This window comes from Pseudomonas sp. NPDC008258 (assembly GCF_042956345.1).
GTDB lineage: Bacteria > Pseudomonadota > Gammaproteobacteria > Pseudomonadales > Pseudomonadaceae > Aquipseudomonas.
This window is the reverse complement of record NZ_JBIBGE010000013.1, coordinates 128,938-154,943: the sequence shown is the minus strand read 5'-3', so window position 1 is coordinate 154,943 and position 26,006 is coordinate 128,938. Positions and strand designations below refer to the sequence as shown.

Sequence of the window (26,006 nt, the reverse complement as noted above, 5' to 3'; positions counted from 1 at the left end):
GGTGCCCTGGTCGACACCCAGCAGATGAACACCGTGCTGTCGTACATCGAGGCTGGCCACAAGGACGGCGCCAAGCTGCTGGCCGGCGGCAAGCGTACGCTGGAAGAGACTGGCGGCACCTATGTCGAGCCGACCATCTTCGACGGCGTGACCAACGCCATGAAGATTGCCCAGGAAGAGATCTTCGGCCCAGTGCTGTCGGTGATCGCCTTCGACACCGCCGAAGAAGCCATCGCCATTGCCAACGACACGCCGTATGGCCTGGCCGCTGGTATCTGGACGTCGGACATTTCCAAGGCCCACAAGACCGCCCGTGCCGTGCGCGCTGGCAGCGTCTGGGTCAACCAGTACGACGGCGGCGACATGACCGCGCCGTTCGGTGGCTTCAAGCAGTCGGGCAACGGCCGTGACAAGTCGCTGCATGCACTGGAGAAGTACACCGAGCTGAAGGCGACCTGGATCAAGCTGTAATCGTAAGGGGCCGCTTTGCGGCCCATTCGCGGGCACGCCCGCTCCCACAGGTACATCACAAGTCTTGAATACTGTGATGTATTTGTGGGAGCGGGCGTGCCCGCGAATGGGTCATGGAAAATCGTTGGCCCAGGAGGCTGCAATGCGTTGGGGTACCTATTTCGCCGTACTGGCATCGGTGCTCAGTGTCGGGCTGGCGCTGGGTGTGAGCATGCCGCTGGTATCCCTGCGCCTGGAGGCCTGGGGCTACGGCAGTTTCGCCATCGGCGTAATGGCCGCGATGCCTGCGCTGGGTGTACTGGCCGGTGCCAGCCTGGCCAGCCGCCTGGCCGGTTGGGTCGGCGTGCCCTCGGCCATGCGCATTTGCCTGTGGGGCGGGGCGCTGTCGATCGGCCTGGTCGCGCTGCTGCCCAGTTATCCTCTGTGGCTGCTGTTGCGGCTGATGATAGGCATGTCCCTGACCGTGGTATTCATCCTCGGCGAAAGCTGGATCAACCAACTGGTGGTCGAGCAATGGCGTGGCCGCCTGGTGGCGCTGTACGGCAGCAGCTACGCGTTGAGCCAGCTGGCGGGGCCGCTGGTGCTGGGCTTTCTCGGTTCCGATGACGACTTCGGTTTCTGGGCCGCGACCGGCCTGTTGCTGCTCGCGCCGCTGGTGCTGCTGGGGCGTGGTGGGGCACCGAGTACCGAAGCCTGCAGCGTTACCTTCCGCGACCTGTTTGCCTTCTGCCGACGGTTACCGGTGATTGCCTGGGCGATTGCCCTGTTTGCCTCGTTCGAGGCAATGATCCTTACCCTGTTGCCGGTGTATTGCCTGCAGCAAGGCTTTACCACGGAAATCGCCCTGTTCATGGTCAGTACCGTGGTGGTCGGCGATGCTGTGTTGCAGCTGCCCATTGGTGCGCTGGCCGACCATATGTCGCGCAAGGCGTTGTTCACCGGTTGTGCAGTGACGCTGCTGGTGTCCAGCCTGGCGATTCCGCTGTTACTGCATACGCCGGTAATCTGGCCGTTGTGGGTGCTGTTCGGGGCCAGTGCCGGTGGCCTGTTCACCTTGTCGCTGGTTTTGATCGGTGAGCGCTATCGGGATGACGAACTGGTGCGGGCCAATGCCCATGTGGCGCAACTGTGGGGTATTGGTTGCCTGCTCGGGCCGTTGCTGGCAGGGGCGGGCAGCCAGTGGATCAGTGGGCATGCGTTGCTGTTGCTGATGGCTGCAGGGGCTGCGGGGTTGGTGGTGTTGACCCAGCGCCGCGGGGCTTTCGAGGCTGTGTCTGCCTGATCGATTTTGGGGCCGCCTTGCGGCCCATCGCCGGCAAGCCAGCTCCCACAAGGAATGCACAGCATTCAAGACCTGTCGAGATCCTGTGGGAGCTGGCTTGCCGGCGATGAGGCCATCGGCTACAACATCTTCTCCAAGCCAACCGCCTTGCTGATCCAGGCATTGAACCGCCGCCACATCCCACCCGGCTCGGCGGTCAGCATGTGCCGCTGGCCATTGTCTTCAGTCGCCCATACCAGTTTGTCACCCACCAGTTTCACCTGGTAACTCAACGCAGGCGCCATACCCTGCTGGGCCAGCTCGCGGGTGTACTCGGCCAGCTCCGGGCTATCCACCAGCACCCCGACCTCGGTGTTCCACAGCACTGAGCGTGGGTCGAAGTTGAACGAGCCAATGAAGGTCTTGCGCCGGTCGAACACGATCGCCTTGGTGTGCAGGCTCGAATCCGAGCTGCTGCCGTGCAGGCTCAGGCGTGTGTGCACAGGCGCGCCCGGTTGGCGGCGCAATTCGAACAGCTGCACGCCATGCTCAAGCAAGGCCCGCCGATAGGGCGCATAGCCACCATGCACCGCGGGCACGTCGGTGGCCTCCAGCGAGTTGGTCAGCAGCCTCACCGACGCACCGGCGTCGGCGCGGCCGGTGAGGTAAAGCAGGCCCGGCTCGCCCGGCACGAAGTAGGCCGACATCAGGATCAACTCGCGGTGCACGTTGGCCAGGTCCGGCGCCAGTTGCTGGCTTAGCAGCAGTTGCGGGTCTGGCTCATCGTCGGCCAATACCTTGCTTGGTGCATCCCACAACGCCTGGGCGTGCGCCCAGATCAGCTCATTGCGCCACACATCCAGGCGTGGCTGCGACTGGTAGGCCATCAGGCGGTCGTAAAGAGCCTTGCGCTGGGTCCTGGCTTCGGCCAGCGACACTTCCAGGCGATGGCGGCTGGCACGCAGGTCGTCGGCATCCGGGTCACGCCAGAGAAAGTCGGTGATCGGCCGGCTGAGCGCGCTGTTCCAGTATTGGTCGAAACTGTGCCCGAGCTGCTCGGCCACCGGGCCTACACCCAGCAGATCAATGTCTGTGAAGTTGAGGTTGGGCTCGGCATCGAAATACTCGTCGCCCAGGTTGCGCCCGCCGACGATCGCCATGCTGTTGTCCACCAGAAACAGCTTGTTGTGCATGCGCCGGTGCTGGCGCGACAGGTTGAACAACCGGCCCACGGCACGCGTTACGCCTGTGCTGCGGCCCAGGTGCAGCGGGTTGAACACACGGATCTGGATGTTCGGGTGCGCGTCGAGGGTACCCATGATGGTATCCAGGCCGTCGCTGGTGGTGTCGTCGAGCAGTATGCGTACACGTACGCCACGGTCGGCGGCGCGCAGCAGTTCGTGCACCAGGGCGCGGGTGCTGAGGCCGTCGTGGACGATGTAGTACTGCAGGTCGATGCTCGCCTGGGCGTTGCGGATCAGCTCGGCACGGGCGCGAAAGGCCTCGTTGCTGTTGGGCAACAGGCGAAAGCCGGAGCGGCCGCCATAAGGGGCAGCCTGACGCAGCACCGAGCGGCCAAAGGCTGAGTCATTGGCGGGCAGTGCTTGGCTGGTTTCGCGTGGCGCACTGACGCTGGCGCAGCCTGTAAGGCCGAGCAGCAGCACCAGCAGCAGAGGCAAGGCTCGCTGGGGTCTCAAAGGTGGATCGTCCTGTGCAGCAAGGGCTTTAGTGGTTCGACCGTGGCAGGCGGCGCAAAGTTACGCGTCGGCGCTTTCTTCATCCAGTAGACGAAGGGCGGTTTCACCAACCTTGCGCACGGCGGCCTCGATCTGCGGCGTCGGCCGCGCGGCGAAATTCATGCGCAGGCAGTGCCGAAACTTGCCTGAGGCCGAGAAGATGCTGCCCACGGCAACCTGTACGCCTTGCTCCAGTAAAGCCCGATTAAGGCGCAGCGTATCGAAATGTTCGGGTAATTCCACCCACAACATGAAGCCACCCTGGGGGCGGCTGACCCGGGTGCCCTGTGGAAAGTAGCGGGTTACCCATTCGCTCATCAGGTCTCGGCCACGTTGGTACTGGCTGCGCATGCGCCGCACGTGGGGTTGGTAGTGCCCGCCGGCGATGAAGTCGGCGATGGCCAACTGCGGCTGGCAGGCGGTGCTGCCGGTGCTGATGTATTTCATGTGCAGCACTCGCTCCAGGTAGCGCCCAGGCGCCACCCAGCCTACCCGCAGGCCGGGGGCGAGGGTCTTGGAAAACGAGCTGCAGAACAGCACGCGGCCATCGTCGTCGAACGACTTGACCGTACGCGGACGCGGATAGGTGTAGGCCAGGTCGCCGTACACATCGTCTTCCAGAATCGCCACGTCGTAGCGCTGGGCGAGGCTCAGCAGGGCCTTCTTGCGCGCCTCGGGCATGATGTAGCCAAGCGGGTTGTTGCAGCTGGGGGTGATCTGGATCAGCTTGATCGGCCACTGCTCCAGGGCCAGCTCCAGCGCCTCCAGGCTGATGCCGGTCACCGGGTCGGTGGGGATTTCCAGCGCCTTCATGCCCAGGCCCTTCAGGGTTTGCATGGCACCGTGGAAGCTGGGGGAGTCGACCGCGACGATGTCGCCTGGCTCGCATACCGCACGAATGCTGCACGACAGCGCCTCGTGGCAGCCGGTGGTTATGACCAGATCTGCCGGGCTCAGGCGGCAGCCAGAGTCGAGCATCAGGCGTGCAACCTGCTCACGCAGGGCCAAGTTGCCGTGAATGTTGTCGTAATACAGGCCAGGCATGTCCTGCCGCCGGCTCAACTGCGCCAGGCTGCGTAGCAGCGGCTTGAGGGTAGGGCTATCGATGTCGGGCATACCGCGGCCGAGTTGGACCACGTCCTTGCGCGGGGTGCTGCGTACCAATTCCAGCACTTGCTCCCATTGCGAGATATCCACCGGGCGCTGGGCCGGGCGGCTGACGGCGGGCAGGGCCGGCAGGAGGCGGTGGTCGCTGACGAAGTAGCCGGATTTGGGCCGTGGCGAGACCATGCCGCTGTCTTCCAGCATGCGGTAGGCCTGCTGCACGGTGCTCAGGCTGACACCGTGCTCCATGCTAAGGGCGCGTACCGATGGCAGGCGTTGGCCGGGGCGGTAAAGGCCCTGCTCGATGCGGGCGCCAAGCAGTTCGGCGAGGTTCAGGTAGAGGGTCACGGCATACTCCTGCGCTGCATTGGCATAGCGACCGGTACAGTTGGGTTGAAAATACAGCATTCAGTCGATCTTCAGCCAATTCTGTATGGGAATAAAAAGGCTGTATTGGATCTGTATTGCCGGTGTTGCCGACGCGCATGCTTTCTCCACGGTATCAACTGAGTGGGAGATAGCAGTGATGGGTGGCATGAGCGATGTGCGTTTGCAACTGATGGCCAAAGAACTGGACGCCGGGCAGCAGACCAAGGTTTTCAATGCGCCGGCGGGGCTGGGGCGTTGGGGGCTGATGCTGCATCGCTGGCACACCCGCAGGGCGCTGCTGCAGTTGACCAATGACGAGTTGCGCGATGTAGGGTTGAGCTGGGAGCAGGCGCGTACAGAAGGGCGCAAACCCTTCTGGAAGGACTGAAGCTCACCCCGGTTTTGAAGCCTGTACGGTCACTGTGGGAGCGGGCGTGCCCGCGAACCAGGCGATGCGGTGGCTGGCACCGGCTTTGCCGGTGTTCGCGGGCATGCCCGCTCCCACAGGGCGGGCGCGGTGGTTCAGACCAGCTCTTTCAGACGATGCCACAGCATCCCCAGCGCCAGCAGCGGCGAGCGCAGGTGCTTGCCGCCGGGGAAGGTGATATGCGGCACCTTGGCGAACAGGTCGAAGCGCCCGCTTTCCTGGCCGCTGATGGCTTCGCCCAGCAGGCGCGCGGCCAGGTGAGTGGCGTTGAGCCCGTGGCCCGAATAAGCCTGGGCGTAATACACGTTCGGCTGGCTGGCCAGGCGGCCGACCTGTGGCAAGCGGTTGGCGCCGATGCCGATCATGCCACCCCACTGGTAGTCGATTCGCACGTCGGCCAGTTCCGGGAACACCTTGAGCATCTTCGGCCGCATGTAGGCAGCAATGTCCTTGGGGTCGCGGCCCGAGTAATGGCAGGCGCCGCCGAACAGCAGGCGGTGGTCGGCGGACAGGCGGTAGTAATCCAGCGCCACGCGCTGGTCACACACCGCCATGTTCTGCGGCAGTACCGTGCGGGCGCGTTCTTCGCCCAGCGGCTCGGTGGCAATGATGTAGCTACCGGCCGGCAGCACCTTGCCGCCCAGCTCGCGGTTGAGGCCGTTGAGGTAGGCGTTGCAGCAAAGCACCAGGGTTTTCGCTCGTACCCGGCCTTGGGCGGTATGCACCTGCACTTCAGGGCCGTAGTCGATGCGCGTAACTTCGGACTGCTCGAACAGCTTCACCCCCAGCCGCGCGGCCACGGCGGCTTCGCCCAAGGCCAGGTTGAGCGGGTGCAGGTGTCCGGACCCCATGTCGACCAGCCCGCCCACATAGCAGTCGGCACCGACCACGCTGTGGATATCATCCTTGCCGACCAACCGCAGTTCATGCGCGTAGCCCAGGCTACGCAGTTCTTCGGCGTCTTCGGCGAAGCCCAGCAGCTCGGCGGGTTTGTTGGCCAGGTCACAGTAGCCCCAGGTCAGGTCGCAGGCGATGGCGTGCTTTTCGACCCGCTCGCGCACGATCTGCACGGCCTCCAGGCCCATCAGCTTCATGCTGCGCACGCCGTCCTCGCCGATCACCGGCAGGAACTGTTCAAGCCCATGGCCGACGCCGCGAATCAACTGCCCGCCATTGCGGCCACTGGCGCCCCAGCCCAGTTTGCGGGCTTCCAGCAGGATGACCGAAAAGCCGCGTTCGGCCAGTTCGATGGCGGTGTTCAAGCCCGAGTAGCCGCCGCCGACGATGCATACATCGGCGCTGTGTTCGCCTTGCAGGAAGGAGTAGTCGGGGTGAGGCGCGCTGCTGGCGGCGTAGTAGGAGGCGGCGTGCTGCGCGCTGTGGATCATGGGCTCGGTCCTGAGGCTGGTGGGCTAGGGGAGGAGGATAAGCCGGGGCTCTGGGGTGGGCAACCGCCGGGCCTGGTTAACCCGGTCGCCTGTGGGAGCGGCCTTGCGTCGCGAAAGGGCCGCAGGGCGGCCCCGGCAATATCTGCGGCGAAGCTGAATACTTGGGGGCGCTACGCACCCCTTTCGCGACACAAGGCCGCTCCCACAAAGAGCGCGTAAGCCTATAATTCGGGCTGGTTTCCAAATTTGTATTCAGCCATGCCCTGCAACCGCCACAAGATCCAGTTCCTGCGCGAACTCATCCCTTCCTTCGAGTGCGTACCCGGCTGCCACGATTGCTGCGGCCCGGTCACCACTTCGGCGGAAGAAATGGCCCGCCTGCCGCGCAAGTCCCAGGCCGAGCAGGATGCCGCCCTCGAGCGCCTGGATTGTGTGCACCTGGGCCCCAACGGCTGTACGGTCTACGAAGAACGCCCGATGATCTGCCGCCTGTTCGGCACCACGCCGCGCATGGCTTGCCCACGCGGCCGTGGCCCTGAACCGATGATCGACCCTGCTGCCGAGCAGCTGGTGCACCAGTTCATTGCCACCACCCGCCAGGTACTGGTCTAGTCTCAGTCCGGGATCGGCAGGCAGAGGCTCTCCTTTACCTCTTCCATCACGATGTAGCTCTTCGATTCGCGCACGTGCGGCAGCTTCAGCAGGATGTCGCCAAGCAGCTTGCGGTACGAGGCCATCTCGGAAATACGCGCCTTCACCAGGTAGTCGAAGTCACCGGAAACCAGGTGGCACTCCAGCACGTGCGGCAGCTTCAGCACCGCGCGGCGGAACTCCTCGAACGTATCGCCCGACTTGTAGTCCAGGCTGATTTCCACGAATACCAGCAGGCTGCCCTTGAGGTGCTGCGGGTTCAGGCGGGCGTTGTAGCCCATGATGATGCCCTCGCGCTCCAGGCGGCGAACCCGCTCGGTGCAAGGGGTGGTGGACAGCCCAACTTTCTCGCCCAGTTCGGTGAAGGAAATACGCCCGTCATTCTGCAGGATACGCAGGATGTTGCGGTCGATCTTGTCCAGTTCACGCTTGCTCTGGTGCTGGGTTCTCATAGGGGATGCCCCTCCGTGAAAGGCGATATTGCCGAGAATTCTCGCCAATAATAGGCTTTTATATAGTGAATTGCACTGGTCTCAAATTCCTATACTGCGCCCATTCATGCCATTTCAATAAAAGTCTGCGGCGTGCCGCGTGTGAGGGATATAACGATGCGAGTTCTGGTACTTGGTAGCGGCGTAATCGGAACCGCCAGTGCCTACTACCTGGCCCGGCAAGGTTTCGAAGTCACGGTGGTCGACCGCCAGCCGGCGGTGGCCATGGAAACCAGTTTTGCCAACGCCGGTCAGATCTCGCCCGGCTATGCCTCGCCCTGGGCAGCCCCAGGCGTGCCACTGAAGGCCGTCAAATGGCTGCTGGAGCGCCACGCCCCGCTGGCCATCAAACTCACCGGCGACGTCGACCAGTACCTGTGGATGGCACAGATGCTGCGCAACTGCACCGCCAGCCGTTACGCGGTGAACAAGGAGCGCATGGTGCGCCTGTCCGAGTACAGCCGTGACTGCCTCGACGAACTGCGCGCCGAAACCGGCATCAATTACGAAAACCGCAGCCTGGGCACTACCCAGCTGTTCCGTACCCAGGCTCAGGTGGACGCCGCAGCCAAGGACATTGCCGTACTCGAACAGTCCGGCGTGCCTTACGAGCTGCTCGACCGTGATGGCATTGTCCGCGTCGAACCGGCCCTGGCTGGCGTGAAAGACATCCTGGCTGGCGCCCTGCGCTTGCCTAACGATCAAACTGGCGACTGCCAGCTGTTCACCACCAAACTTGCCGACATGGCGCTGAAGCTGGGCGTGGAATTCCGTTTCGGCCAGGACATCCAGCGCCTGGACTTCGCTGGCGACCGCATCAATGGCGTGTGGATCGACGGCAAGCTGGAAACCGCCGACCGCTACGTGCTGGCGCTGGGCAGCTATTCGCCGCAGATGCTCAAGCCGCTGGGCATCAAGGCCCCGGTCTACCCGCTGAAAGGCTACTCGCTGACCGTGCCGATCACCAATGGCGACATGGCCCCGACCTCGACCATTCTCGACGAAACCTACAAGGTTGCGATCACCCGTTTCGATAACCGCATCCGTGTAGGCGGCATGGCTGAAATTGCCGGTTTTGACCTGTCGCTGAACCCGCGCCGGCGCGAAACGCTGGAGATGATCGTCAACGACCTTTATCCTCAAGGCGGTGACCTGAGCCAAGCCAGCTTCTGGACCGGCCTGCGCCCGGCAACCCCGGACGGTACGCCGATCGTGGGTGCCACTAAGTTCCGCAACCTGTTCCTGAACACCGGTCACGGTACTTTGGGCTGGACCATGGCGTGTGGCTCCGGCCGCCTGCTGGCTGACCTGATTGCGCGCAAGAAGCCGCAGATCAGTGCCGAAGGCCTGGACATTTCCCGGTATGGCAACAGCCCGGAAGTGGCCAAGCACGGGCAGACTGCGCCGGCTCACCAGCAGTAATAGCCTGTGCTGGCCCTTTCGCGGGCTCGCCCGCTCCCACAGGAACACCACAGCTGTTGAAAGTTGTGCAGTACCTGTGGGAGCGGGCAAGCCCGCGAAGAATCCCACACCGATTTCAACCCGAACCACCATAAGGCAGCCGCCATGCGTCCCGCCCGCGCCCTGATCGACCTCCAGGCCCTGCGCCACAACTACCGTCTGGCCCGTGAACTGACCGGTGCCAAAGCCCTCGCCGTGATCAAGGCCGACGCCTATGGCCATGGTGCCGTGCGCTGCGCCCTGGCCCTGGAGGCCGAAGCCGACGGCTTTGCCGTGGCCTGCATCGAAGAGGCGCTGGAGCTGCGCGCCGCCGGTATCAAGGCCCCGGTGTTGCTGCTGGAAGGCTTTTTCGAAGCCAGCGAACTGGCGCTGATCGCCGAGCACGACCTGTGGTGCGTGGTGCATTCGCTGTGGCAGCTGGAAGCGATTGAAAAGACCCATGTACACAAGCCGCTCACCGTCTGGTTGAAGCTCGACAGCGGCATGCACCGCGTCGGCCTGCACCCCAAGGATTATCACGACGCCTACCAGCGCCTGCTGGCCAGCGGCAAGGTGGCGCGCATCGTATTGATGAGCCACTTCGCCCGCGCCGATGAACTGGATGCCGACGCCACCGCCCAGCAGATCGCCGTGTTCGAGGCCGCCCGCCAAGGCTTGGCCGCAGAGTGCAGCCTGCGCAACTCGCCCGGCGTGCTGGGCTGGCCACAAGCGGCTGGCGACTGGGTGCGCCCAGGCCTGATGCTGTACGGCGCATCGCCGTTCGAAGTGGCCCAGGCCCAGGCCGAACGCTTGCAACCGGTCATGACCCTGCAATCGCGAGTCATCAGCGTACGCGAGCTGCCTGCCGGCGAGCCGGTGGGTTACGGCGCCAAGTTCGTCAGCCCGCGGCCAACCCGCGTAGGCGTGGTCGCCATGGGCTATGCAGATGGTTACCCGCGTCAGGCGCCCAACGGCACCCCGGTGCTGGTCGCCGGCCAGCGCACCCAGCTGATTGGCCGTGTATCGATGGACATGCTCAGCATCGACCTCACCGACGTGCCGCATGCCACTGTCGGCAGCCCGGTGGAGCTGTGGGGCAAGCAGGTGCTGGCCAGCGAAGTGGCCGCGCACGCTGGCACCATCCCGTACCAGATCTTCTGCAACCTGAAGCGCGTACCGCGGGACTACATCGGCGAATGAGACGCTGAAGCGGACAGGTTGAAGGGCGGTGTGTTGTAAATACTGAACGGCATTGCCATGATATCGTTCACATCCACCCCCTTTCCACCGTTTCAGGAGGCTCCAGCTTTGGACGTCGGCGAACGACTGCAAGCCATCCGCAAGCTCAAGGGCCTGTCCCAGCGTGAACTCGCCAAGCGTGCCGGGGTGACCAACAGCACCATCTCGATGATCGAGAAGAACAGTGTGAGCCCGTCGATCAGCTCGCTGCGCAAGGTGCTGAGCGGCATTCCCATGTCCATGGTCGAGTTCTTTTCGGTGGAGCTGGAGGCTGAAAGCCCTGCGCAAATCGTTTACAAGGCTCACGAGCTGATTGATATCTCGGACGGTGCGGTGACCATGAAGCTGGTTGGCAAGTCGCACCCCAACCGTGCCATCGCGTTTCTCACCGAGGTGTACCCGCCAGGTGCCGACACCGGTGCCGAGATGCTTACCCACGACGGTGAAGAAACCGGCATCCTGCTGGAAGGCCGCCTGGAGCTGGTGGTCGGTAACGAGATCTTCATCCTCGAAGAAGGTGACAGTTACTACTTCGAAAGCACGCGCCCGCACCGCTTTCGCAACCCGTTCAACCAGCCCGCCCGCCTGATCAGTGCGGCCACGCCTTCAAACTTTTGATCCAGCGCAGTGCATTGATTCGGCAATACCCCTTTCGCTTGTAGGGTCGTTTCACGGCCTCTGGGTTCCCGCTATACTTTTCAACGCTCGCCGTTCCGTGGCCGCGAGCGTGATTAGCCACCATGAGGGTGTTCGCGTGAACCAAATCAAGAAGATGCTGGCCGTACCAGCAGCCGTATTCGCCCTCTGGGCAATGAGCGCAACCGCTGCGACCAATGACGACATCGCCAAGCGCCTGGAGCCGGTTGGCCAGGTGTGCGTCCAGGGCCAGGAATGCAAAGGCATGGAAGTGGCTGCAAGTGCCGGTGGCGGGGGCGCGAAAACGGCGGACGAGATCATCGCCAAGCACTGTAACGCCTGCCATGGCAGCGGCCTGCTCGGCGCACCGAAAATTGGCGATAAAGACGCGTGGAAAGAGCGCGCCGACCACCAGGGCGGCCTGGACGGCATCCTGGCCAAGGCCATTACCGGCCTGAACGCCATGCCGCCGAAGGGCACCTGCGCGGACTGTTCGGATGACGACCTGAAAGGGGCGATCAAGAAAATGTCCGGGCTTTGAGCCGCAGCTGAATTGCATGAGGCCCGCCATTGATGGCGGGCTTTGTTTTTGTGGCGCCTGTACTGGCCCTTTCGCGGGCTCGCCCGCTCCCACAGGATCACCACCGCCCTTAGCCCTGTGAAATACCTGTGGGAGCGGGCGAGCCCGCGAAGAGGCCGGTACAGGCAACCAAATACTCCAGGCCCATGTCCAACCCCTGAACCCACGGATGTCTCAGGAGGCCCCATGCACCTCTGCTCCATAGACCAGGCTGTCGAGCAAGTCCTGACCCGCCTGCCAGCCCATATCCACATGGGCCTGCCGCTGGGCCTGGGCAAGCCCAATGCCTTCGTCAACGCCCTCTACGCCCGTGTGCGCGAGCTGCCCGAACGGCAGCTGACCATTTACACCGCACTTTCCCTCGGCCGTCCGCCACTGGGCGATGGCTTGCAACGGCGCTTTCTCGAACCCTTCGTCGAGCGCGTGTTCGCCGACTACGAAGAGCTCACTTACCTCGCCGACCTGCGCAACGACAACCTGCCGCCCAACATCCGTGTCGAGCAGTTTTTCATGCAGCCCGGCAGCCTGTTGCACAGCGAATCGGCCCAGCAGGACTATGTCAGCAGCAACTACAGCCATGCCGCACGTGACATCAACGCCAAGGGCTTGAACCTGATTGCCCAGCTGGTGGCCGCCGCGCCGGAAAAGCCTGTTCACCTGAGCCTGGCCTGCAACCCCGACATCACCCTCGACCTGTTGCCAATGATTGCCAAGCGCCGCGATGCTGGTGAGACCATCCTCATGCTCGGCCAGGTGCATGCCGAGCTGCCGTACATGCCGGGCGATGCGGAGCTGCCTATCGATGCGTTCGACCTGCTGATTGATGAGGCCGAGCAACGCCGGCTGTTCTCCACGCCGAACATGCCGGTCGGCATTCAGGACCACTGCATCGGCCTGCACGCCAGCAGCCTGGTGCGCGACGGTGGCACATTGCAGATCGGTATTGGTGCCATGGGCGATGCGGTCGCCGCGGCATTGCTGGCGCGCCAGGGTGACAACGCGGGCTACCGTGCGGTACTCGACGCGCTCGGTGTCGGCCCGTGGCAGGCGCTGATCGAGCGGGAAGGAGGGCTGGATACCTTTGCCCATGGCCTGTACGGCTGCAGCGAGATGTTCGTCAATGGCTTGTTGGTGCTGGCCGAAGCCGGGCTGCTGCGACGCCCGGCGGACGAGCAGGGCGCATTGTTGCATGGCGGCTTCTTCCTGGGCCCGCAGGCGTTCTACCAGCGCCTGCGCGACATGCCGCTGGAACAACGTGCGCAGTTCGTCATGACCCGTATCAGCTTTATCAACGAGCTGTACGGGCAGGAGGAACTCAAGCGCCGCCAGCGTCGCGATGCGCGCTTCATCAACACTGCGTTCGGCATGACCCTGCTGGGTGCCGGGGTGGCCGACCAGCTGGATGACGGCCGGGTGCTTAGCGGCGTGGGTGGGCAGTACAACTTCGTCGCCCAGGGCCATGCGCTGGAGGGCGGGCGTTCGATTCTGCTTTTGCGCAGCTGGCGTGAGGCGGGCGGGGAAGTGACCTCAAACCTGTTCTGGACCTATGGCCACTGCACCATCCCACGGCACCTGCGCGATATCGTGGTGACGGAATACGGCGTCGCTGATTTGCGAGGGCAGACCGACAGCGAGGTGATTGCGCGGTTGCTGGCGGTTTGTGATTCAAGGTTCCAGCAGGGGCTGATCGAGCAGGCCAAGCGTGCCGGCAAGCTGGCCAGGGGTTTTCAGCTGGATGCGCGTTTTACCGACAATACCCCGCAGCGGCTGGAGGCGATCAGAGCGCAGCATGCACGGCTGTTCCCGGAGTATCCGATGGGGACGGACTTTACGGCTGAAGAGCGGGACTTGTTGCGGGCGTTGAACTGGTTGAAGAGCAAGTTCAAGCTCAGCGAGGTGCTGGAGCTGGGCAAGGCAGCGCTGGATGCGCCAGGGCCGGAGGGGTATGAGCGGCATCTGGTGCGGATGGGGCTGGATGCTCCGCAGGGGTTGAAGGAAGAACTTTATCAGCGGCTGTTGCTGGCGGGGTTGGCGGCGACCAGATAAAGAGGGTTGCGGCCATTCGCGGGCACGCCCGCTCCCACAGGGATACCACTGGTTTTGAATACTGTGATATCCCTGTGGGAGCGGGCGTGCCCGCGAAGCAGGCGCCGCGATTACTCGATGAAAGTGACCACACCACCTTCAAGCGACTTCACCCGGGCCAGCGATTCAACGCGGTAGCCCTGGCTGTCCAGCTCGGCACGGCCGCCCTGGAACGACTTCTCGATCACGATACCCAGGCCAGCCACGGTGGCGCCGGCTTGCTTGATGATCGAGATCAGCGCTTGCGACGCCTTGCCGTTGGCCAGGAAGTCGTCGATTACCAGCACGCGGTCGCTGCTGTTGAGGTGGCGCGGCGAGATGGCCACGGTGTTCTCGGTCTGCTTGGTGAAGGAATACACCGAGGCAGTCAGCAGGTTCTCGGTCAGGGTCAGCGACTGGTGCTTGCGGGCGAAAATCACCGGCACGCCCAGCTTCAGGCCCGTCATCACCGCCGGGGCAATGCCCGAGGCTTCGATGGTGACGATCTTGGTCACGCCCGCGTCAGCGAACAGGCGGGCGAACTCGTCACCGATCAGCTGCATCAGCGCAGGGTCGATCTGGTGGTTGAGAAACGCGTCGACTTTGAGAACCTGATCGGAAAGCACGATGCCTTCTTCGCGAATCTTCTGATGCAGTGCTTCCACTGTGGTATTCCTCGATGTAACAAAGGTGGCCGCTAAAAGCGGCAGAATTAAAGAGTAATGGTTGATCAGCGTTTGAGCATTGCCCGGATATCGGCCAGGGCGTTGTTGCCGCGGGCGGCCTTTACCTCGACCGGCGCATCGTCCAGGCCCTCCCAGGCCAGGTCATCCGGTGGCAGTTCGTCGAGGAACCGGCTGGGCGTGCAGTCGATGATTTCACCGTACTGCTTGCGCTTGGCGGCCAAGGTGAAGGCCAGGGTCTGGCGTGCGCGGGTGATGCCCACGTAAGCCAGGCGGCGTTCCTCTTCGATGGTGTCGGCCTCGATGCTGGAGCGGTGCGGGAGGATTTCTTCTTCCATGCCCATGATGAACACGTAGGGGAATTCCAGGCCCTTTGAGGCGTGCAGGGTCATCATCTGCACGCCTTCGGCGTTTTCTTCCTCTTCCTGCTGGCGCTCGAGCATGTCGCGCAGCACCAGCTTGCCGATGGCGTCCTCGATGGTCATGTCACCCTCTTCATCCTTTTCGAGGGTGTTCTTCAGCGCTTCGACCAGGAACCAGACGTTGCTGATGCGGAACTCGGCGGCCTTGTCGCTGGCGGTCTGCTGGCGAATCCAGTTCTCGTAATCGATGTCGCGGATCATCTCGTGCAGCGCGGCAATCGGGTCTTCCAGGGCAACCTTGTGGCGCACGCCGTCCAGCCAGTGCTTGAAGCGCTGCAAGCGCTCGGTATAGCGGGCGTCCAGGTGCTCGCCCAGGCCCAGCTCCTCGCTGGCGGCGTACATGGAAATACCCCGCTCGGTGGAATAGTTGCCGAGCTTTTCCAGGGTGGTAGAGCCGATTTCGCGGCGGGGCACGTTGATGACGCGCAGGTAGGCGTTGTCATCGTCCGGGTTCACCAGCAGGCGCAGGTAGGCCATCAGGTCCTTGACCTCCTGGCGTCCGAAGAAGCTGTTGCCGCCCGACAGGCGATACGGCACCTGGTGGTGCTGCAGCTTCAGTTCGATCAGCTTGGCCTGGTAGTTGCCGCGGTAAAGGATGGCGAAGTCGCTGTACGGGCGGTTGGTGCGCAGGTGCAAGGTGAGGATTTCCATGGCCACGCGTTCGGCCTCGGCTTCCTCGTTCTTGCAGCGGATAACGCGAATCTCGTCGCCCACGCCCATCTCGCTCCACAGTTGCTTCTCGAACGCGTGCGGGTTGTTGGCGATCAGTACGTTGGCGCAGCGCAGGATGCGGCTGGTGGAGCGGTAGTTCTGCTCAAGCATGACGATCTTCAGGGAGGGGTAGTCCTCCTTGAGCAGCATCAGGTTCTCGGGCCGGGCACCCCGCCAGGCGTAGATCGACTGGTCGTCGTCGCCCACCACGGTGAACTGGTTGCGCATGCCGATCAGCATCTTCACCAGCAAGTACTGGCTGGCGTTGGTGTCCTGGTATTCGTCCACCAACAGGTAGCGCACGCGGTTCTGCCACCGCTCCAGCACCTCGGGGTGCTCCTGGAACAGCTTGACCGGCTGCAGGATCAGGTCGTCGAAGTCCACCGCGTTGAACGCCTTGAGCGTGCGCTGGTAGTGGGTGTAGACGATGGCGGCGGTCTGCTCGCGCGGGTTGCGCGCCTTTTCCAGGGCCTCGGGCGGCAGGATCAGGTCGTTCTTCCAGGCACCGATCATGTTCTTGATCTCGTCGATGCCGTCGTCGCCGGAGTATTCCTTCTGCATGATGTCCGACAGCAACGCCTTGATGTCGGACTCGTCGAAGATCGAGAAGCCCGGCTTGTAGCCCAGGCGCTCGTGCTCCTTGCGGATGATGTTCAGGCCCAGGTTGTGGAAGGTGCACACCGTAAGCCCGCGGCCCTCTCCCGGGCGCAGCAGCGTGCCGACCCGTTCCTTCATCTCGCGCGCGGCCTTGTTGGTAAAGGTCATCGCCACGATGTACTGGGCACGGATGCCGCAGTTCTGGATCAGGTGGGCAATCTTGCGCGTGATCACGCTGGTCTTGCCCGAACCTGCACCAGCGAGCACCAAAAGAGGGCCGCCGACGTAGTCACGGGCTTCCTGCTGCCGGGGGTTGAGTCGGGACATGCTAGAAACCGGGGTCGCCAGAAAATAGCCGCGCATTCTAACAGGCATGGGGCCGTTGTGGCGCGACCGTCTGACGTCTGAGTCAGACTTTTGTCCGGCCTACTATTAGTGTTACTAATCCTAGTACCTGAAAAAATCATATTTGCCGCTTCGGCTCGTTTCGAGCAGGATGCACGACAAAATACGTCGGGATGCTACGCCCGTAAAAACATGTATAAAAGTGAAAATCATTTTCATTAAATGCAGTAGCATACCCGCCAGTTATCGTTGCACCGTGAAGCCCTAAGGAGTCCGCTTGTCCACGCCTGTCGAACCTTTGCGTTTGCTGCTGTTGGCTGATGAGCCGGAATGGGCCGCCTTGTTGCACGCTTGCATGCCTGCCCTGAGCGGCAGCGCCGTGTTGCTGACCGCCCCCAACTGGGACGCAGTCGACAGCCTGTTCAGCCATGACCGCCAGGCAGTCGTGCTGGCAACTCCGGCCCTGCAGCCGGTGCCGGGGCGCTGCGACCTGCCGACCATCCTGTTGCTCGACCGCGAGCCCGAGGTGGCGCCCACCGCGGTCAGCGACTGGCTGGTACGCGACCAGCTCAATGCCGATGCCTTGCGCCGCTCGCTGCGCCATGTGCGCGAGCGTGGTGTGCTGGTGGCCACCTTGCAACGCCTGGCCGAACAAGACCCACTGACCGGCATCGCCAACCGCCAGGGCTTCCAGGCCTTGCTCACCGCGCGCCTGGCCGAAAACGAGGGCCGTGGTGTTGCCTTGGGCCACCTGGACCTGGACAACTTCCGCCACGTCAACGATGCCCTCGGCCACCAGAGCGGCGACCGGCTGATCCTGCAAGTGGTGTCGCGGCTGCAAAACCAGCTGGAGGCGGGCGACCAGCTGGCGCGCCTGGGCAGCGACGAGTTTGCCCTGTTGATCGACACCCGTCGCGACGCCAACCGTGCCGAATGGATTGCCGAGCGCATCGTCGAGGCCCTGGCCGAGGCCTACTGGATCGACGGCGAAAGCCTGCTACTGGGCTGCAGCCTGGGCCTGGCCCATGCCCGCGCCCAAGGTGGTGCCGACCCGCTGATGTGGCACGCGCATATCGCCATGCGCCAGGCCAAGGGCAGCCAGGGCTGCACCTTCCATGTGTTCAATGAACGTATCAACCGCAACGCTCGCAGCCTGGCCGACCTGGAAAGCGAACTGCGCCGCGCCCTGCGCCGCGACGAGCTGGAGCTGCACTATCAGCCGCGGCTGGACCTGGCCGACGGGCGCATCGTTGGCCTGGAGGCGCTGGTGCGCTGGCGCCATGCAGAACGCGGGCTGCTGCCGCCCAGCGAGTTCGTGCCCCTGGCCGAGCAGAGCGGCTTGATCGTACCGCTGGGTTACTGGGTCATCTCACGCGCCCTGCGTGACATGCAGGCGCTGTGCGAGCGGGGCCTTGAGCCGCTGCACATGGCCGTCAACCTGAGCTTCCGTCAGTTTCAGGACAGCCAGTTGCTGGCCACCCTGAGCCGCCTGATCCTCGAGCATGGCGTGGATGCCCGCTGGCTGGAGTTCGAGCTGACCGAAACGGCAGTAATGCGCCGCAACGAGGTGGTGCGCCAGACCATGGACGCCCTGGGGCGTCTGGGCGTGCGCTTCTCGCTTGACGATTTCGGCACCGGGTTTTCCTCGTTCGTGCACCTCAACAGCCTGCCGATCACCTTGCTCAAGGTAGACCGCAGCTTTGTCGCCGAAATGGAAATGCGCGAGGAAAACCGCAAGCTGGTGCATGCCATGATCAACCTGGCGCACAACCTTAACCTGGAGGTGGTAGCCGAAGGGGTGGAGAGTGAAGAGCAGCTGGAGCTGTTGCGCGGGTTTGGGTGCGACCAGGTGCAGGGTTTTCTGGTCAGCAAGCCGTTGCCGGTGGATAAACTGATGGAGTTCTTGCTCAATTGCAGCAGGCCGAAGCTGGTTAGCCTGTGACAGCGTAGGGGAGGGCTTCGCCCTCCGATCGCGACACAAGGCCGCTCCCACATTGACCTGCGTACACAGGCCCCTGTGGGAGCGGCCTTGCGCCGCGAAAGGGCTGCAAAGCAGCCCCAAAAATCACACAGACACCGCAGCCCTTTCAGGCACCCCAGCCTTCCTCATCAACCGCTTCATTCGCCACTCAAAGCCAAAGGTCAGCGCCACCGCCGCACACGCCAGCCCCAGCGCCAACCCCCACCAGATCCCGACCGCCCCACCGCCCAGGTTGAACGCGAACAGCCAGGCACTCGGCGCCCCCACCAGCCAATAGCAGCACAGCCCGATCAGGAAGGTGGTCTTGGCGTCCTTCAGCCCGCGTATGGAGCCCATGGCAATGGTCTGCATGCCATCGAACAGTTCGAACCAGGCTGCCACCATCAACAATTGCACCGCCAGTTGGTAGATGGCTGCAAAGCCAGGGTCATTCCGGTCGATGAACAGCCCCACCAGCGCTTCTGGCAGCAGCAGGAACAGCGCCGCAAAGGCAAACATGATCATCGCCCCGAAGCCGATGCCTACCCGCCCGGCGCTGCGCGCCGCCAGCAGGTTACCGGCGCCGTAGTACAGCCCCACGCGCATGGTCACCGCATACGACAAGCCAGTCGGTACCATGAACGCCGTGGACACGATCTGCAAAGCGATCTGGTGCGCCGCCAATTCGGTACTGCCCAGTACCCCCATGCACAGGGCGGCAAAGGCGAACAGGCCCACTTCCACCATATAGGTACCGCCAATCGGCAGGCCCAGCCGCCACAGCTCACGCAGGGCCGGCAGCGATGGGCGCGACAGGCCCTTGCGCAAGGGGTAGGCGGCATAGGCCGGGTGCCAGCGGATATACAGCGCCAGGGCGACGGCCATGCCCATCGACACCACCGCAGTGACCAGGCCGATGCCCATCAGGCCCAGCTTGGGCAGGCCGAACATGCCTTCGATCAGCGCCACGTTGAACAGATAGTTCAGCACCGTGCCGACCAGGCTGATCACCATTACCGGGGTCGAGCGGCCCAGCGCGCTGGTGAAGCCGCGCAACGCCATGAAGGTCAGGTAGCCGGGCAGGGCCAGCGGCAGCAGGGTAAGGAATTCGGCGGCCGAGGCCACGTTTTCGGGCTGTTGCCCGAACAGCAGCAGTACCGGCTCAAGGTTCCACAGCACCAGCGCCGCGAACAGCGCCAGGCCCCAGGCCAGCCAAAGGCCGTTCTGTGCCAGGCGGGTGGCCCCTTCGATATCGTTGGCGCCTTTGCGGATTGCCACCAGGGTGCCGACCGCGGCGATCACGCCCAGGCAGAAGATCGACACGAACGAATAGCTGGCCGCGCCCAAACCGCCACCGGCCAGGGCCTGCGGGCTGATACGGGCCATCATCAGGGTGTCGGTCAGTACCATCAGCATGTGCGCCAACTGCGAGGCAATCAGCGGCCCGGCCAGGCGCAGCAAAGCCTTGAGTTCGGTAGTGGGCGCAACGTGCATGGGGGCGGTCCTTCTTCCTGGGGTGATGAACGAAGCGCGATTCTGAGGCTTCGGTCAACTTTGCACAAAAGGATAAAAGCGATAGTTGGCATGAGTTGAACTCATGCATATATGCTCCTTGATGATTCGCCTCTCACGCCCATATTGCAGGTGCCTGATGCCACGCCAGCTACCACCGCTGTATGCCCTGCGCGCATTCGAAGCTGCCGCACGGCTCAGTTCCTTCACCCGTGCCGGCGAAGAGCTGTCGATCACTCAAAGCGCTATCAGCCGGCACATCCGTACCCTGGAAGAGCATTTTGCCTGCCGCCTGTTCGTGCGCAGCGGCCGCAGCCTGCAGTTGACCGAAGCCGGTCGGGTGTTGCTGCCGGGGGTGCGTGAGGGCTTCGCCGCGTTCGAGCGGGCCTGCGAAACCTTGTGTGGTGAAGACGACATCCTGCGCATGAAGGCGCCTTCGACCCTGACCATGCGCTGGTTGCTGGCGTGCCTGAGCCGCTTTCGCCACTTGCAGCCGGGCAACGAGGTGCAACTGACCAGCGCCTGGATGGACGTCGACCATGTGGACTTCAACCAGGAGCCGTTCGATTGCGCGGTGTTGCTCAGCGACGGGGTGTTCCCGGCGGACTGGGAGGTGCGCAAGCTGTTCCCGGAGCTGCTGATTCCGGTTGGTGCACCGGACCTGCTCGATGAAGAGCCCTGGGACGTGTGCCGGTTGGCCGGCATCGAGTTGCTGCACCCCACCGTGGACAAGCGCGACTGGCGCGAATGGCTGGAGCGCATGGGCCTGAGTGACAAGGTGTCGCTCAAGGGCGGGCAGGTATTCGATACCCTGGAGCTGGGCATGATTGCGGCGGCGCGTGGCTACGGGATTTCCATGGGCGATTTGCTGATGGTGGCCGAGGATGTGGCGCAAAAGCGCCTTAGCCTGCCCTGGCCGACGGCGGTGCCCAGCGGCATGGATTACTACCTGGTGTGGCCGCGTACTCGGCGCGGAGGGGAGCGGTTGCGGCGGTTGAGTGCGTTTCTTGAGCAGGAGGTGGCGGCCATGGATCTGCCGGATGTGGAAATCCTGCCGCCTCTTTGATGGCCTGTCCCGGCCTCTTCGCGGGCTCGCCCGCTCCCACAGGATTACCGCAGGCTCTGGAGTGGTGCAGTAACTGTGGGAGCGGGCGTGCCCGCGAAAGGGCCGGAACAGGCAATAGAAAACGTTTGCGTATACCCCGGCCCAACACTCAAGTATTCGCCCGCGACGCCGATACTGGCACCAGCGTCCCGGAAGAGGGCGCGCTTCCCGTCGATCTAAAGCGGGCGGTCAGCGTGATCAGGACGATCCCGGCCTCTTGCCAGGAGCTTCCCCATGTCTCAACCGCGTGCCCGCATCGCCTCGCAGCTCGGTGTCGCCCTCGCCATCGTGCTGGCGCTGGTCATTTCCGGCAGTACCCTGTTCGCCCTGCGTTCGCTGGACGATGCCAACCTCGCCACGCGCCAGGCCCACCTGGCCAGTGAAGCGCGCTTGCTGGCCGACCAGCTCGACACGTTCCACGGCTCGCTCAAGGACAATACCCAGCGCCTCAGTGGCCTGTTCGAGCGCCGCTTCGCTTCAGGCCTGTCGCTGCATGCCGGCGAGACCGTGCAGGTCGCCGGCCAGGCGACACCGGCCTTGTACCTGGGCGACCACTTGCTGAACAACGACTTCCAGCAGGTTGACGAATTCCAGCAGATGACCGCCGGGATTGCCACGTTGTTCGTGCGTAGCGGTGACGACTTCGTGCGCATCAGTACCAACCTGAAGAAGCAGGACGGCAGCCGCGCCATCGGCACCCAGCTCGATCGCCAGCACCCGGCCTACCTCAAGCTGCTGGCCGGGCAGATGTACGTTGGCCGCGCGGTGCTGTTCGAGCGCAACTACATGACCCGTTATGTGCCGGTGAGCGACAGCAATGGCCGGGTGATCGCCGTGCTGTTCGTGGGCTTCGACTACACCGACGCGCAGAACGCGCAGTTCGCCAACCTCAAGCGCTTCCGCATCGGCCAGACGGGTTCGTTGGCCCTTCAGGACGAAAAAGGCCAATGGCTGGTACCGCCGGCCAATGCCGAGCAGCAGTTGTACAGTGCCACTGCACCCTTTGCCGAAGGCCCCTGGACGGTGGTTGCGAGCATGCCAATGGCGGAAATCCGCGAGGTAACCTGGAGCGTTGGTCTGCGCCTGGTCATCGGCAGCTTGCTGGCCATGGTCCTGGCCGTGGCTGCCACGCTTTGGTTGCTGCGGCGCAAGTTGCGCCCGCTGGACGACTTGGTACGTCAGGCCGAGGCGCTTGGGGCCGGTGATCTGAACGCACGGCTGAGTGTGACCAGCCATGACGAAATCGGGCAGTTGGCCCGCAGCTTCAACAAGATGGGCGAGGCATTGTCGACGATGGTCGAACACATTCGCAGCGCCTCCGAACAGGTAAGCACCCGCGCCCGTTCGCTGTCCGGCCTGTCTGCTGGCGCCTGCGAGGGCATGGACCAGCAGTCCGGCGAAATCACCAGCATGGCCGGTGCGGTGGAGGAGTTCAGCGCCACCTCGATGAACATCGCCGACAACATGGCGGGTACCGAGCGCATGGCCCGGGACAACGCCCAGCAGACCCGTATCGGCCGCAACGCCATGGATGAGGCTTCGCGCTCGCTGAAGCAGATTGCCGATGCCCTCGGCGGCACGGCCACGGTGATGGACAACCTGGGCGCACGTTCGCAAGAAATCGGCGGCATCATCAGCGTCATTACCGCGATCGCCGAACAGACCAACCTGCTGGCGTTGAATGCTGCCATCGAGGCTGCCCGTGCCGGTGAACAGGGGCGAGGCTTTGCGGTGGTGGCTGATGAGGTGCGTGGGCTGGCGGCGCGAACCCGCCAGGCTACGGATGAGATCTCCGGCATGATCACCAGCATCCAGCAGCAGACCGGGCACGCCATCACTACGCTGGAGCAGGGTAACCAGCTGATGCAGGAAGGCCTGGAGCGTAACGACAAGGTGGCAGAGGCGCTGGCGCGTATCGACGAGCAAAGCCGTGCGGCGGGTGAGCAGTTTGCGGTGATCAGTACGGCGACTCAGGAGCAGAGCAGCACTGCGACTGTACTCAGCCGTAATTTGCAGAGCATTGCCCAGGCCAACGGCGAGCAGCGCGAGGTGGCCAATGAACTGGCCTTTACTGCGCGAGAGCTGGAAGGGCTGGCGGCGCAGTTACGGCAGGAAGTCGATCGTTTTCGCTGATACCGCAGGGGGCCGCCCTGCGGCCCATTCGCGGGCACGCCCGCTCCCACAGGATCACCTCAACGCCGAGGCTTGCGCTGTACCTGTGGGAGCGGGCATGCCCGCGAATGGGGCGCAAAGCGCCCCCGGCGATATCCAGCCTTACATCGAACCCAGGTTCAACGCCTGCGCACATGCCTGCAACGAACGCCGCTCGCTCTGCGCATACAGCGCCAGCTCATCCTGCACCTGCAGCCCCAGCGCCACTTCAAACGCATCGCGGTTGGCATTGCTGCCGTACTCGGCCTGCGCATCGTCGCCCAGGTTGGACTGGAAGATCCCCGCCGCGCTCACTGGCAGGAAATCCTCGTATACCAACGCCTCGAAGTGCACATGGCCAGCCTCGATCAGCCCTTGCAGGGTAGTCGGGCGGCCTTCCTGGTCACGAGCAGCCAGGCCTTTTTCGGTGGCGAAGTAACGGAAGTACGCCAGGCCCTGCTCACGCATCTGCGCCAGGTCGTCGGGGAATTCGGCAAAGGTGTCTTTCAGCAGCGCCATGTAACGCTCGGCATTCGCCTCGGCCGGTGCGCCACCCAAGGCAGCGCGGGTGGCGTCGAGCAGCTTGTCGTACAGCTGGCGACCTTTCGGCGTCAGGGCCGCGCCACGTTGTTCGATCTCGCCAAAGCGCGCGGTATGGCTGCCTTCGCTGCCTTGCTGGTCGCTGAACGCGACTTTTTCCTGCAAGGCCTTGAAGCTGGTCTGGCGCAGCAGGATCGGGTGGCGGCGGGTGGGCGGGCCTTCGACCACGGCCTTCGGCGGGATGCCCTTGGCCGGCATGCCGAGCTGGATCGCATCGATGTCCAGGGTGCGCGGGGTCAGGTGGTTGATATGCGGGCCCTTGAAGGCCACCACGTCGGCGATCAGGCGGTGCTGGTCGTGCAGCTGCTGGTACTGCTCGGCGGTGACGGTAGCGTCATGGTGCCAGCGGAAAGTGTGCAACGCTTCCTGCACGAACGCTTCGGCATCTGCCGCGTTCAGGCCGCCATCGCGCTCGCATTGGGCGATCAGTTCGAGGGCACGGCTGGTGAAGATCTGGCGCTTGGCGAGGATGCTCTGGGCCAGCTCGCGCAGTTGCAGGTTGTCGATCAGTTCCAGGCGCAGCAGCGAGGTGAACACCCGGAACGGGCTGATGTGCAGCGATTGCTCGTGCACGGCGCGGAAGGCGGTGGAATGCACCGGCACCCCGGCGGAGCTTAGGTCGTAGTAGCCGACTGGCTGCATGCCCATGACCGCGAACAGGCGGGCGATGGTGGCCAGTTCTTCGGCAGTGCCGACGCGGATGGCGCCATGGCGTTCGTGGTCGAGGCGTTCGATTTCGCCGGTCCAGCGCAGGGCCTCGGCAACCTTGGGTTGCTGGGCCATGACCTGCTGGTTGATTTCGCTCACCAGCTCCAGCAGCGTGCCGTAGAGCGGCACTTCCTGTTTGTACATGAGCGACATGGCGGCAGAGAACTGCGCGCGAATGCTGTCTGGGCTGACGAAATCGTGGGCGGGCATCGCTAGCTTCCTGGTTGGGTTCGGACGCTTACATGAAAGCTGGGAATGCACTTGGCTCACAAGCGAAAAAAAGTGAGTGTGTCATTCCTTTTTTGATCGACCTCAAGGGGCCTTTCGCGGGCACGCCCGCTCCCACAGGGACCGCGCAACGCCTCTGTGGGAGTGGGCGTGCCCGCGAAGAGGCCCTCAAGCCTGCAACTGCTCGTGAATCCATTCCACCAACGCCCGTACCTTGGGCACCTCCGCCGCATGCTCGGCATACGCCAGGTAATGCGCCCCGGCGCTGCGCATCGCATGGTTCCAAGGCACCACCAAACTCCCCTCGGCCAACTCTTTCGCCGCCAGATAACGCGGCACCAACGCCACCCCACACCCGGCCTGCGCCGCACTCAATGCCATATAGAACGTATCGAAGCGCGGCCCGTGGTAGGCACTGACGCTCTGCAGGTCCTGCTCCAGGAACCACTCATGCCAGGCCTCCGGCCGCGACGTGCTTTGTAGCAGCACCAGATCGGCCAGCTCCTCGGCACCAGCCAGCTCACGCCCGGCCAGCAGCTCCGGCGCGCACACCGGCACCACCTCTTCGCGGAACAGCTCCACGCAGGTAGCCCCAGGCCAGGTCCCCTGGCCATAGAAGAACACCACGTCCGCCGAGCCCTGCAACAGGGCAAACGGCTCCATCTCGTTGCGAATGTCCAGGTGGATATTGGTGTGACGTTTGCCAAAACCCTTCAGGTGCGGGATCAACCAGCGCACGCCAAAACTCGGTTGAGTGGCTACCTTCAATATCTCGGTCTGCTCGCCGTAGGTGAGTACGTAGCGGCTGGACATGTCCACCTGGGTGAGGATCTTGTTGACCTCGGCCAGGTACAGGCTACCGGCCGGCGTCAGTTGCAGGCGCCGGCGGATGCGCAGGAACAGGTGGTGGCGCAGCATGTCTTCAAGCTGCGCCACCTGCTTGCTGACCGCACTCTGGGTCAGGTGCAGCTCTTCGGCGGCACGGGTGAAGCTCAAGTGGCGGGCTGCAGCCTCAAAGCATTGCAGCGCGGTCATGGAAGGCACCAGGCGTTTGGACATAGCGGTCTCTGCGGCTCAAATCATTACCTGACGGAATGATATGCGGAATAAAGGTCGTTTGTTGTACC

Annotated in this window: 21 protein-coding genes and 1 pseudogene; 13 read left to right on the top strand and 9 right to left on the bottom strand. The window is 63.6% G+C overall.

The window, feature by feature from the left end; translation table 11 throughout:
* Both ACFY9W_RS13225 and ACFY9W_RS13220 read left to right on the top strand, forming a co-directional pair.
* A partial coding sequence (locus ACFY9W_RS13225) for an aldehyde dehydrogenase family protein (protein WP_391130791.1) occupies window positions 1–471 on the top strand: 471 nt, incomplete at its 5' end.
* A 142-nt stretch (window positions 472–613) separates the two neighbouring features.
* The gene (locus ACFY9W_RS13220) at window positions 614–1,753 is read left to right on the top strand and encodes an MFS transporter (protein WP_391130788.1); all 1,140 of its coding nucleotides are present in this window, start codon (window positions 614–616) and stop codon (window positions 1,751–1,753) included.
* Window positions 1,754–1,872: 119 nt separating this feature from the next.
* Here the strand turns inward: ACFY9W_RS13220 and ACFY9W_RS13215 are convergent, their stop codons facing one another.
* Both ACFY9W_RS13215 and ACFY9W_RS13210 read right to left on the bottom strand, forming a co-directional pair.
* On the bottom strand, window positions 1,873–3,429 hold the full coding sequence (locus tag ACFY9W_RS13215; RefSeq protein ID WP_391130785.1) for a phospholipase D-like domain-containing protein: 1,557 nt from the start codon (window positions 3,427–3,429) through the stop codon (window positions 1,873–1,875).
* Between the two features lie 60 nt (window positions 3,430–3,489).
* Window positions 3,490–4,920, bottom strand: coding sequence for an aminotransferase class I/II-fold pyridoxal phosphate-dependent enzyme (locus ACFY9W_RS13210; RefSeq protein WP_391130809.1), 1,431 nt, complete (start codon window positions 4,918–4,920; stop codon window positions 3,490–3,492).
* Window positions 4,921–5,098: 178 nt separating this feature from the next.
* Here ACFY9W_RS13210 and ACFY9W_RS13205 point away from each other — a divergent pair, with 178 nt between their 5' ends.
* Window positions 5,099–5,329, top strand: a complete 231-nt coding sequence (locus ACFY9W_RS13205) for a DUF1127 domain-containing protein (RefSeq protein WP_391130782.1) — start codon at window positions 5,099–5,101, stop codon at window positions 5,327–5,329.
* 134 nt (window positions 5,330–5,463) lie between these two features.
* Here ACFY9W_RS13205 and ACFY9W_RS13200 read toward each other — a convergent pair whose 3' ends face one another.
* Complete coding sequence (locus ACFY9W_RS13200) at window positions 5,464–6,756, bottom strand: FAD-dependent oxidoreductase (RefSeq protein WP_391130779.1); 1,293 nt, start codon at window positions 6,754–6,756, stop codon at window positions 5,464–5,466.
* 258 nt (window positions 6,757–7,014) lie between these two features.
* Here ACFY9W_RS13200 and ACFY9W_RS13195 point away from each other — a divergent pair, with 258 nt between their 5' ends.
* Complete coding sequence (locus tag ACFY9W_RS13195; protein WP_391130776.1) at window positions 7,015–7,368, top strand: YkgJ family cysteine cluster protein; 354 nt, start codon at window positions 7,015–7,017, stop codon at window positions 7,366–7,368.
* 2 nt (window positions 7,369–7,370) lie between these two features.
* On the opposite strand, the gene dadR is transcribed toward ACFY9W_RS13195, so the two are convergent.
* On the bottom strand, window positions 7,371–7,859 hold the full coding sequence (gene dadR / locus ACFY9W_RS13190; protein ID WP_003258963.1) for a transcriptional regulator DadR: 489 nt from the start codon (window positions 7,857–7,859) through the stop codon (window positions 7,371–7,373).
* Window positions 7,860–8,015: 156 nt separating this feature from the next.
* Here dadR and dadA point away from each other — a divergent pair, with 156 nt between their 5' ends.
* The 5 genes from dadA (at window position 8,016) to ACFY9W_RS13165 (ending at window position 13,839) form a co-directional block, all read left to right on the top strand.
* Window positions 8,016–9,320 (top strand): D-amino acid dehydrogenase, encoded by a 1,305-nt coding sequence (gene dadA, locus ACFY9W_RS13185; protein ID WP_391130773.1) that lies wholly within the window; start codon window positions 8,016–8,018, stop codon window positions 9,318–9,320.
* Between the two features lie 144 nt (window positions 9,321–9,464).
* Complete coding sequence (gene alr / locus ACFY9W_RS13180) at window positions 9,465–10,538, top strand: alanine racemase (protein ID WP_391130770.1); 1,074 nt, start codon at window positions 9,465–9,467, stop codon at window positions 10,536–10,538.
* Window positions 10,539–10,646: 108 nt separating this feature from the next.
* Window positions 10,647–11,195, top strand: coding sequence for a cupin domain-containing protein (locus ACFY9W_RS13175; protein WP_391130767.1), 549 nt, complete (start codon window positions 10,647–10,649; stop codon window positions 11,193–11,195).
* A 154-nt stretch (window positions 11,196–11,349) separates the two neighbouring features.
* A complete protein-coding gene (locus ACFY9W_RS13170) occupies window positions 11,350–11,754 on the top strand; it encodes a c-type cytochrome (protein ID WP_391130806.1) in 405 nt (134 codons plus the stop codon).
* A 225-nt stretch (window positions 11,755–11,979) separates the two neighbouring features.
* A complete protein-coding gene (locus tag ACFY9W_RS13165) occupies window positions 11,980–13,839 on the top strand; it encodes an acetyl-CoA hydrolase/transferase C-terminal domain-containing protein (RefSeq protein WP_391130765.1) in 1,860 nt (619 codons plus the stop codon).
* A gap of 110 nt (window positions 13,840–13,949) precedes the next feature.
* On the opposite strand, the gene ACFY9W_RS13160 is transcribed toward ACFY9W_RS13165, so the two are convergent.
* Together ACFY9W_RS13160 and rep are read right to left on the bottom strand one after the other, a co-directional pair.
* Window positions 13,950–14,522, bottom strand: coding sequence for a xanthine phosphoribosyltransferase (locus ACFY9W_RS13160; protein ID WP_009683322.1), 573 nt, complete (start codon window positions 14,520–14,522; stop codon window positions 13,950–13,952).
* Window positions 14,523–14,587: 65 nt separating this feature from the next.
* Entirely contained in the window at window positions 14,588–16,597 is a 2,010-nt protein-coding gene (gene rep, locus ACFY9W_RS13155; RefSeq protein ID WP_391130762.1) for a DNA helicase Rep, read from the bottom strand.
* 295 nt (window positions 16,598–16,892) lie between these two features.
* Between rep and ACFY9W_RS13150 the strand changes: the two genes are divergently transcribed.
* Window positions 16,893–18,557 carry an EAL domain-containing protein gene (locus ACFY9W_RS13150; protein WP_391130760.1) on the top strand — a complete coding sequence of 555 codons (1,665 nt, stop codon included), beginning with the start codon at window positions 16,893–16,895 and terminating at the stop codon, window positions 18,555–18,557.
* Window positions 18,558–18,680: 123 nt separating this feature from the next.
* Here ACFY9W_RS13150 and ACFY9W_RS13145 read toward each other — a convergent pair whose 3' ends face one another.
* Complete coding sequence (locus ACFY9W_RS13145) at window positions 18,681–20,069, bottom strand: NorM family multidrug efflux MATE transporter (protein WP_391130757.1); 1,389 nt, start codon at window positions 20,067–20,069, stop codon at window positions 18,681–18,683.
* A gap of 157 nt (window positions 20,070–20,226) precedes the next feature.
* Between ACFY9W_RS13145 and ACFY9W_RS13140 the strand changes: the two genes are divergently transcribed.
* The 3 genes and pseudogenes from ACFY9W_RS13140 (at window position 20,227) to ACFY9W_RS13130 (ending at window position 23,325) form a co-directional block, all read left to right on the top strand.
* On the top strand, window positions 20,227–21,153 hold the full coding sequence (locus ACFY9W_RS13140) for a LysR substrate-binding domain-containing protein (protein WP_391130754.1): 927 nt from the start codon (window positions 20,227–20,229) through the stop codon (window positions 21,151–21,153).
* Window positions 21,154–21,426: 273 nt separating this feature from the next.
* Window positions 21,427–22,470 (top strand): annotated as a pseudogene (locus tag ACFY9W_RS13135) (Cache 3/Cache 2 fusion domain-containing protein); the annotation flags it as partial.
* Window positions 22,465–23,325 carry a methyl-accepting chemotaxis protein gene (locus ACFY9W_RS13130; RefSeq protein ID WP_391130803.1) on the top strand — a complete coding sequence of 287 codons (861 nt, stop codon included), beginning with the start codon at window positions 22,465–22,467 and terminating at the stop codon, window positions 23,323–23,325. The pseudogene ACFY9W_RS13135 and the gene ACFY9W_RS13130, both read left to right, overlap by 6 nt.
* A gap of 141 nt (window positions 23,326–23,466) precedes the next feature.
* Here ACFY9W_RS13130 and ACFY9W_RS13125 read toward each other — a convergent pair whose 3' ends face one another.
* Window positions 23,467–24,861, bottom strand: coding sequence for a 2-oxoadipate dioxygenase/decarboxylase family protein (locus tag ACFY9W_RS13125; RefSeq protein WP_391130751.1), 1,395 nt, complete (start codon window positions 24,859–24,861; stop codon window positions 23,467–23,469).
* A 186-nt stretch (window positions 24,862–25,047) separates the two neighbouring features.
* Entirely contained in the window at window positions 25,048–25,938 is an 891-nt protein-coding gene (locus ACFY9W_RS13120) for a transcriptional regulator GcvA (protein WP_391130748.1), read from the bottom strand.
* Window positions 25,939–26,006: the final 68 nt, after the last annotated feature.

What these genes read in the sequence shown, in the direction of transcription:
- ACFY9W_RS13220 (WP_391130788.1), top strand. Translation starts at nt 614, where the DNA reads ATGCGTTGGGGTACCTATTTCGCCGTACTGGCATCGGTGCTCAGTGTC.
- ACFY9W_RS13195 (WP_391130776.1), top strand. Translation starts at nt 7,015, where the DNA reads ATGCCCTGCAACCGCCACAAGATCCAGTTCCTGCGCGAACTCATCCCT.
- ACFY9W_RS13200 (WP_391130779.1), bottom strand. Translation starts at nt 6,756, where the DNA reads ATGATCCACAGCGCGCAGCACGCCGCCTCCTACTACGCCGCCAGCAGC.
- ACFY9W_RS13120 (WP_391130748.1), bottom strand. Translation starts at nt 25,938, where the DNA reads ATGTCCAAACGCCTGGTGCCTTCCATGACCGCGCTGCAATGCTTTGAG.
- ACFY9W_RS13205 (WP_391130782.1), top strand. Translation starts at nt 5,099, where the DNA reads ATGGGTGGCATGAGCGATGTGCGTTTGCAACTGATGGCCAAAGAACTG.
- ACFY9W_RS13165 (WP_391130765.1), top strand. Translation starts at nt 11,980, where the DNA reads ATGCACCTCTGCTCCATAGACCAGGCTGTCGAGCAAGTCCTGACCCGC.
- dadR (WP_003258963.1), bottom strand. Translation starts at nt 7,859, where the DNA reads ATGAGAACCCAGCACCAGAGCAAGCGTGAACTGGACAAGATCGACCGC.
- rep (WP_391130762.1), bottom strand. Translation starts at nt 16,597, where the DNA reads ATGTCCCGACTCAACCCCCGGCAGCAGGAAGCCCGTGACTACGTCGGC.
- dadA (WP_391130773.1), top strand. Translation starts at nt 8,016, where the DNA reads ATGCGAGTTCTGGTACTTGGTAGCGGCGTAATCGGAACCGCCAGTGCC.
- ACFY9W_RS13140 (WP_391130754.1), top strand. Translation starts at nt 20,227, where the DNA reads ATGCCACGCCAGCTACCACCGCTGTATGCCCTGCGCGCATTCGAAGCT.
- ACFY9W_RS13130 (WP_391130803.1), top strand. Translation starts at nt 22,465, where the DNA reads ATGGGCGAGGCATTGTCGACGATGGTCGAACACATTCGCAGCGCCTCC.
- ACFY9W_RS13125 (WP_391130751.1), bottom strand. Translation starts at nt 24,861, where the DNA reads ATGCCCGCCCACGATTTCGTCAGCCCAGACAGCATTCGCGCGCAGTTC.
- ACFY9W_RS13145 (WP_391130757.1), bottom strand. Translation starts at nt 20,069, where the DNA reads ATGCACGTTGCGCCCACTACCGAACTCAAGGCTTTGCTGCGCCTGGCC.
- ACFY9W_RS13170 (WP_391130806.1), top strand. Translation starts at nt 11,350, where the DNA reads ATGCTGGCCGTACCAGCAGCCGTATTCGCCCTCTGGGCAATGAGCGCA.
- alr (WP_391130770.1), top strand. Translation starts at nt 9,465, where the DNA reads ATGCGTCCCGCCCGCGCCCTGATCGACCTCCAGGCCCTGCGCCACAAC.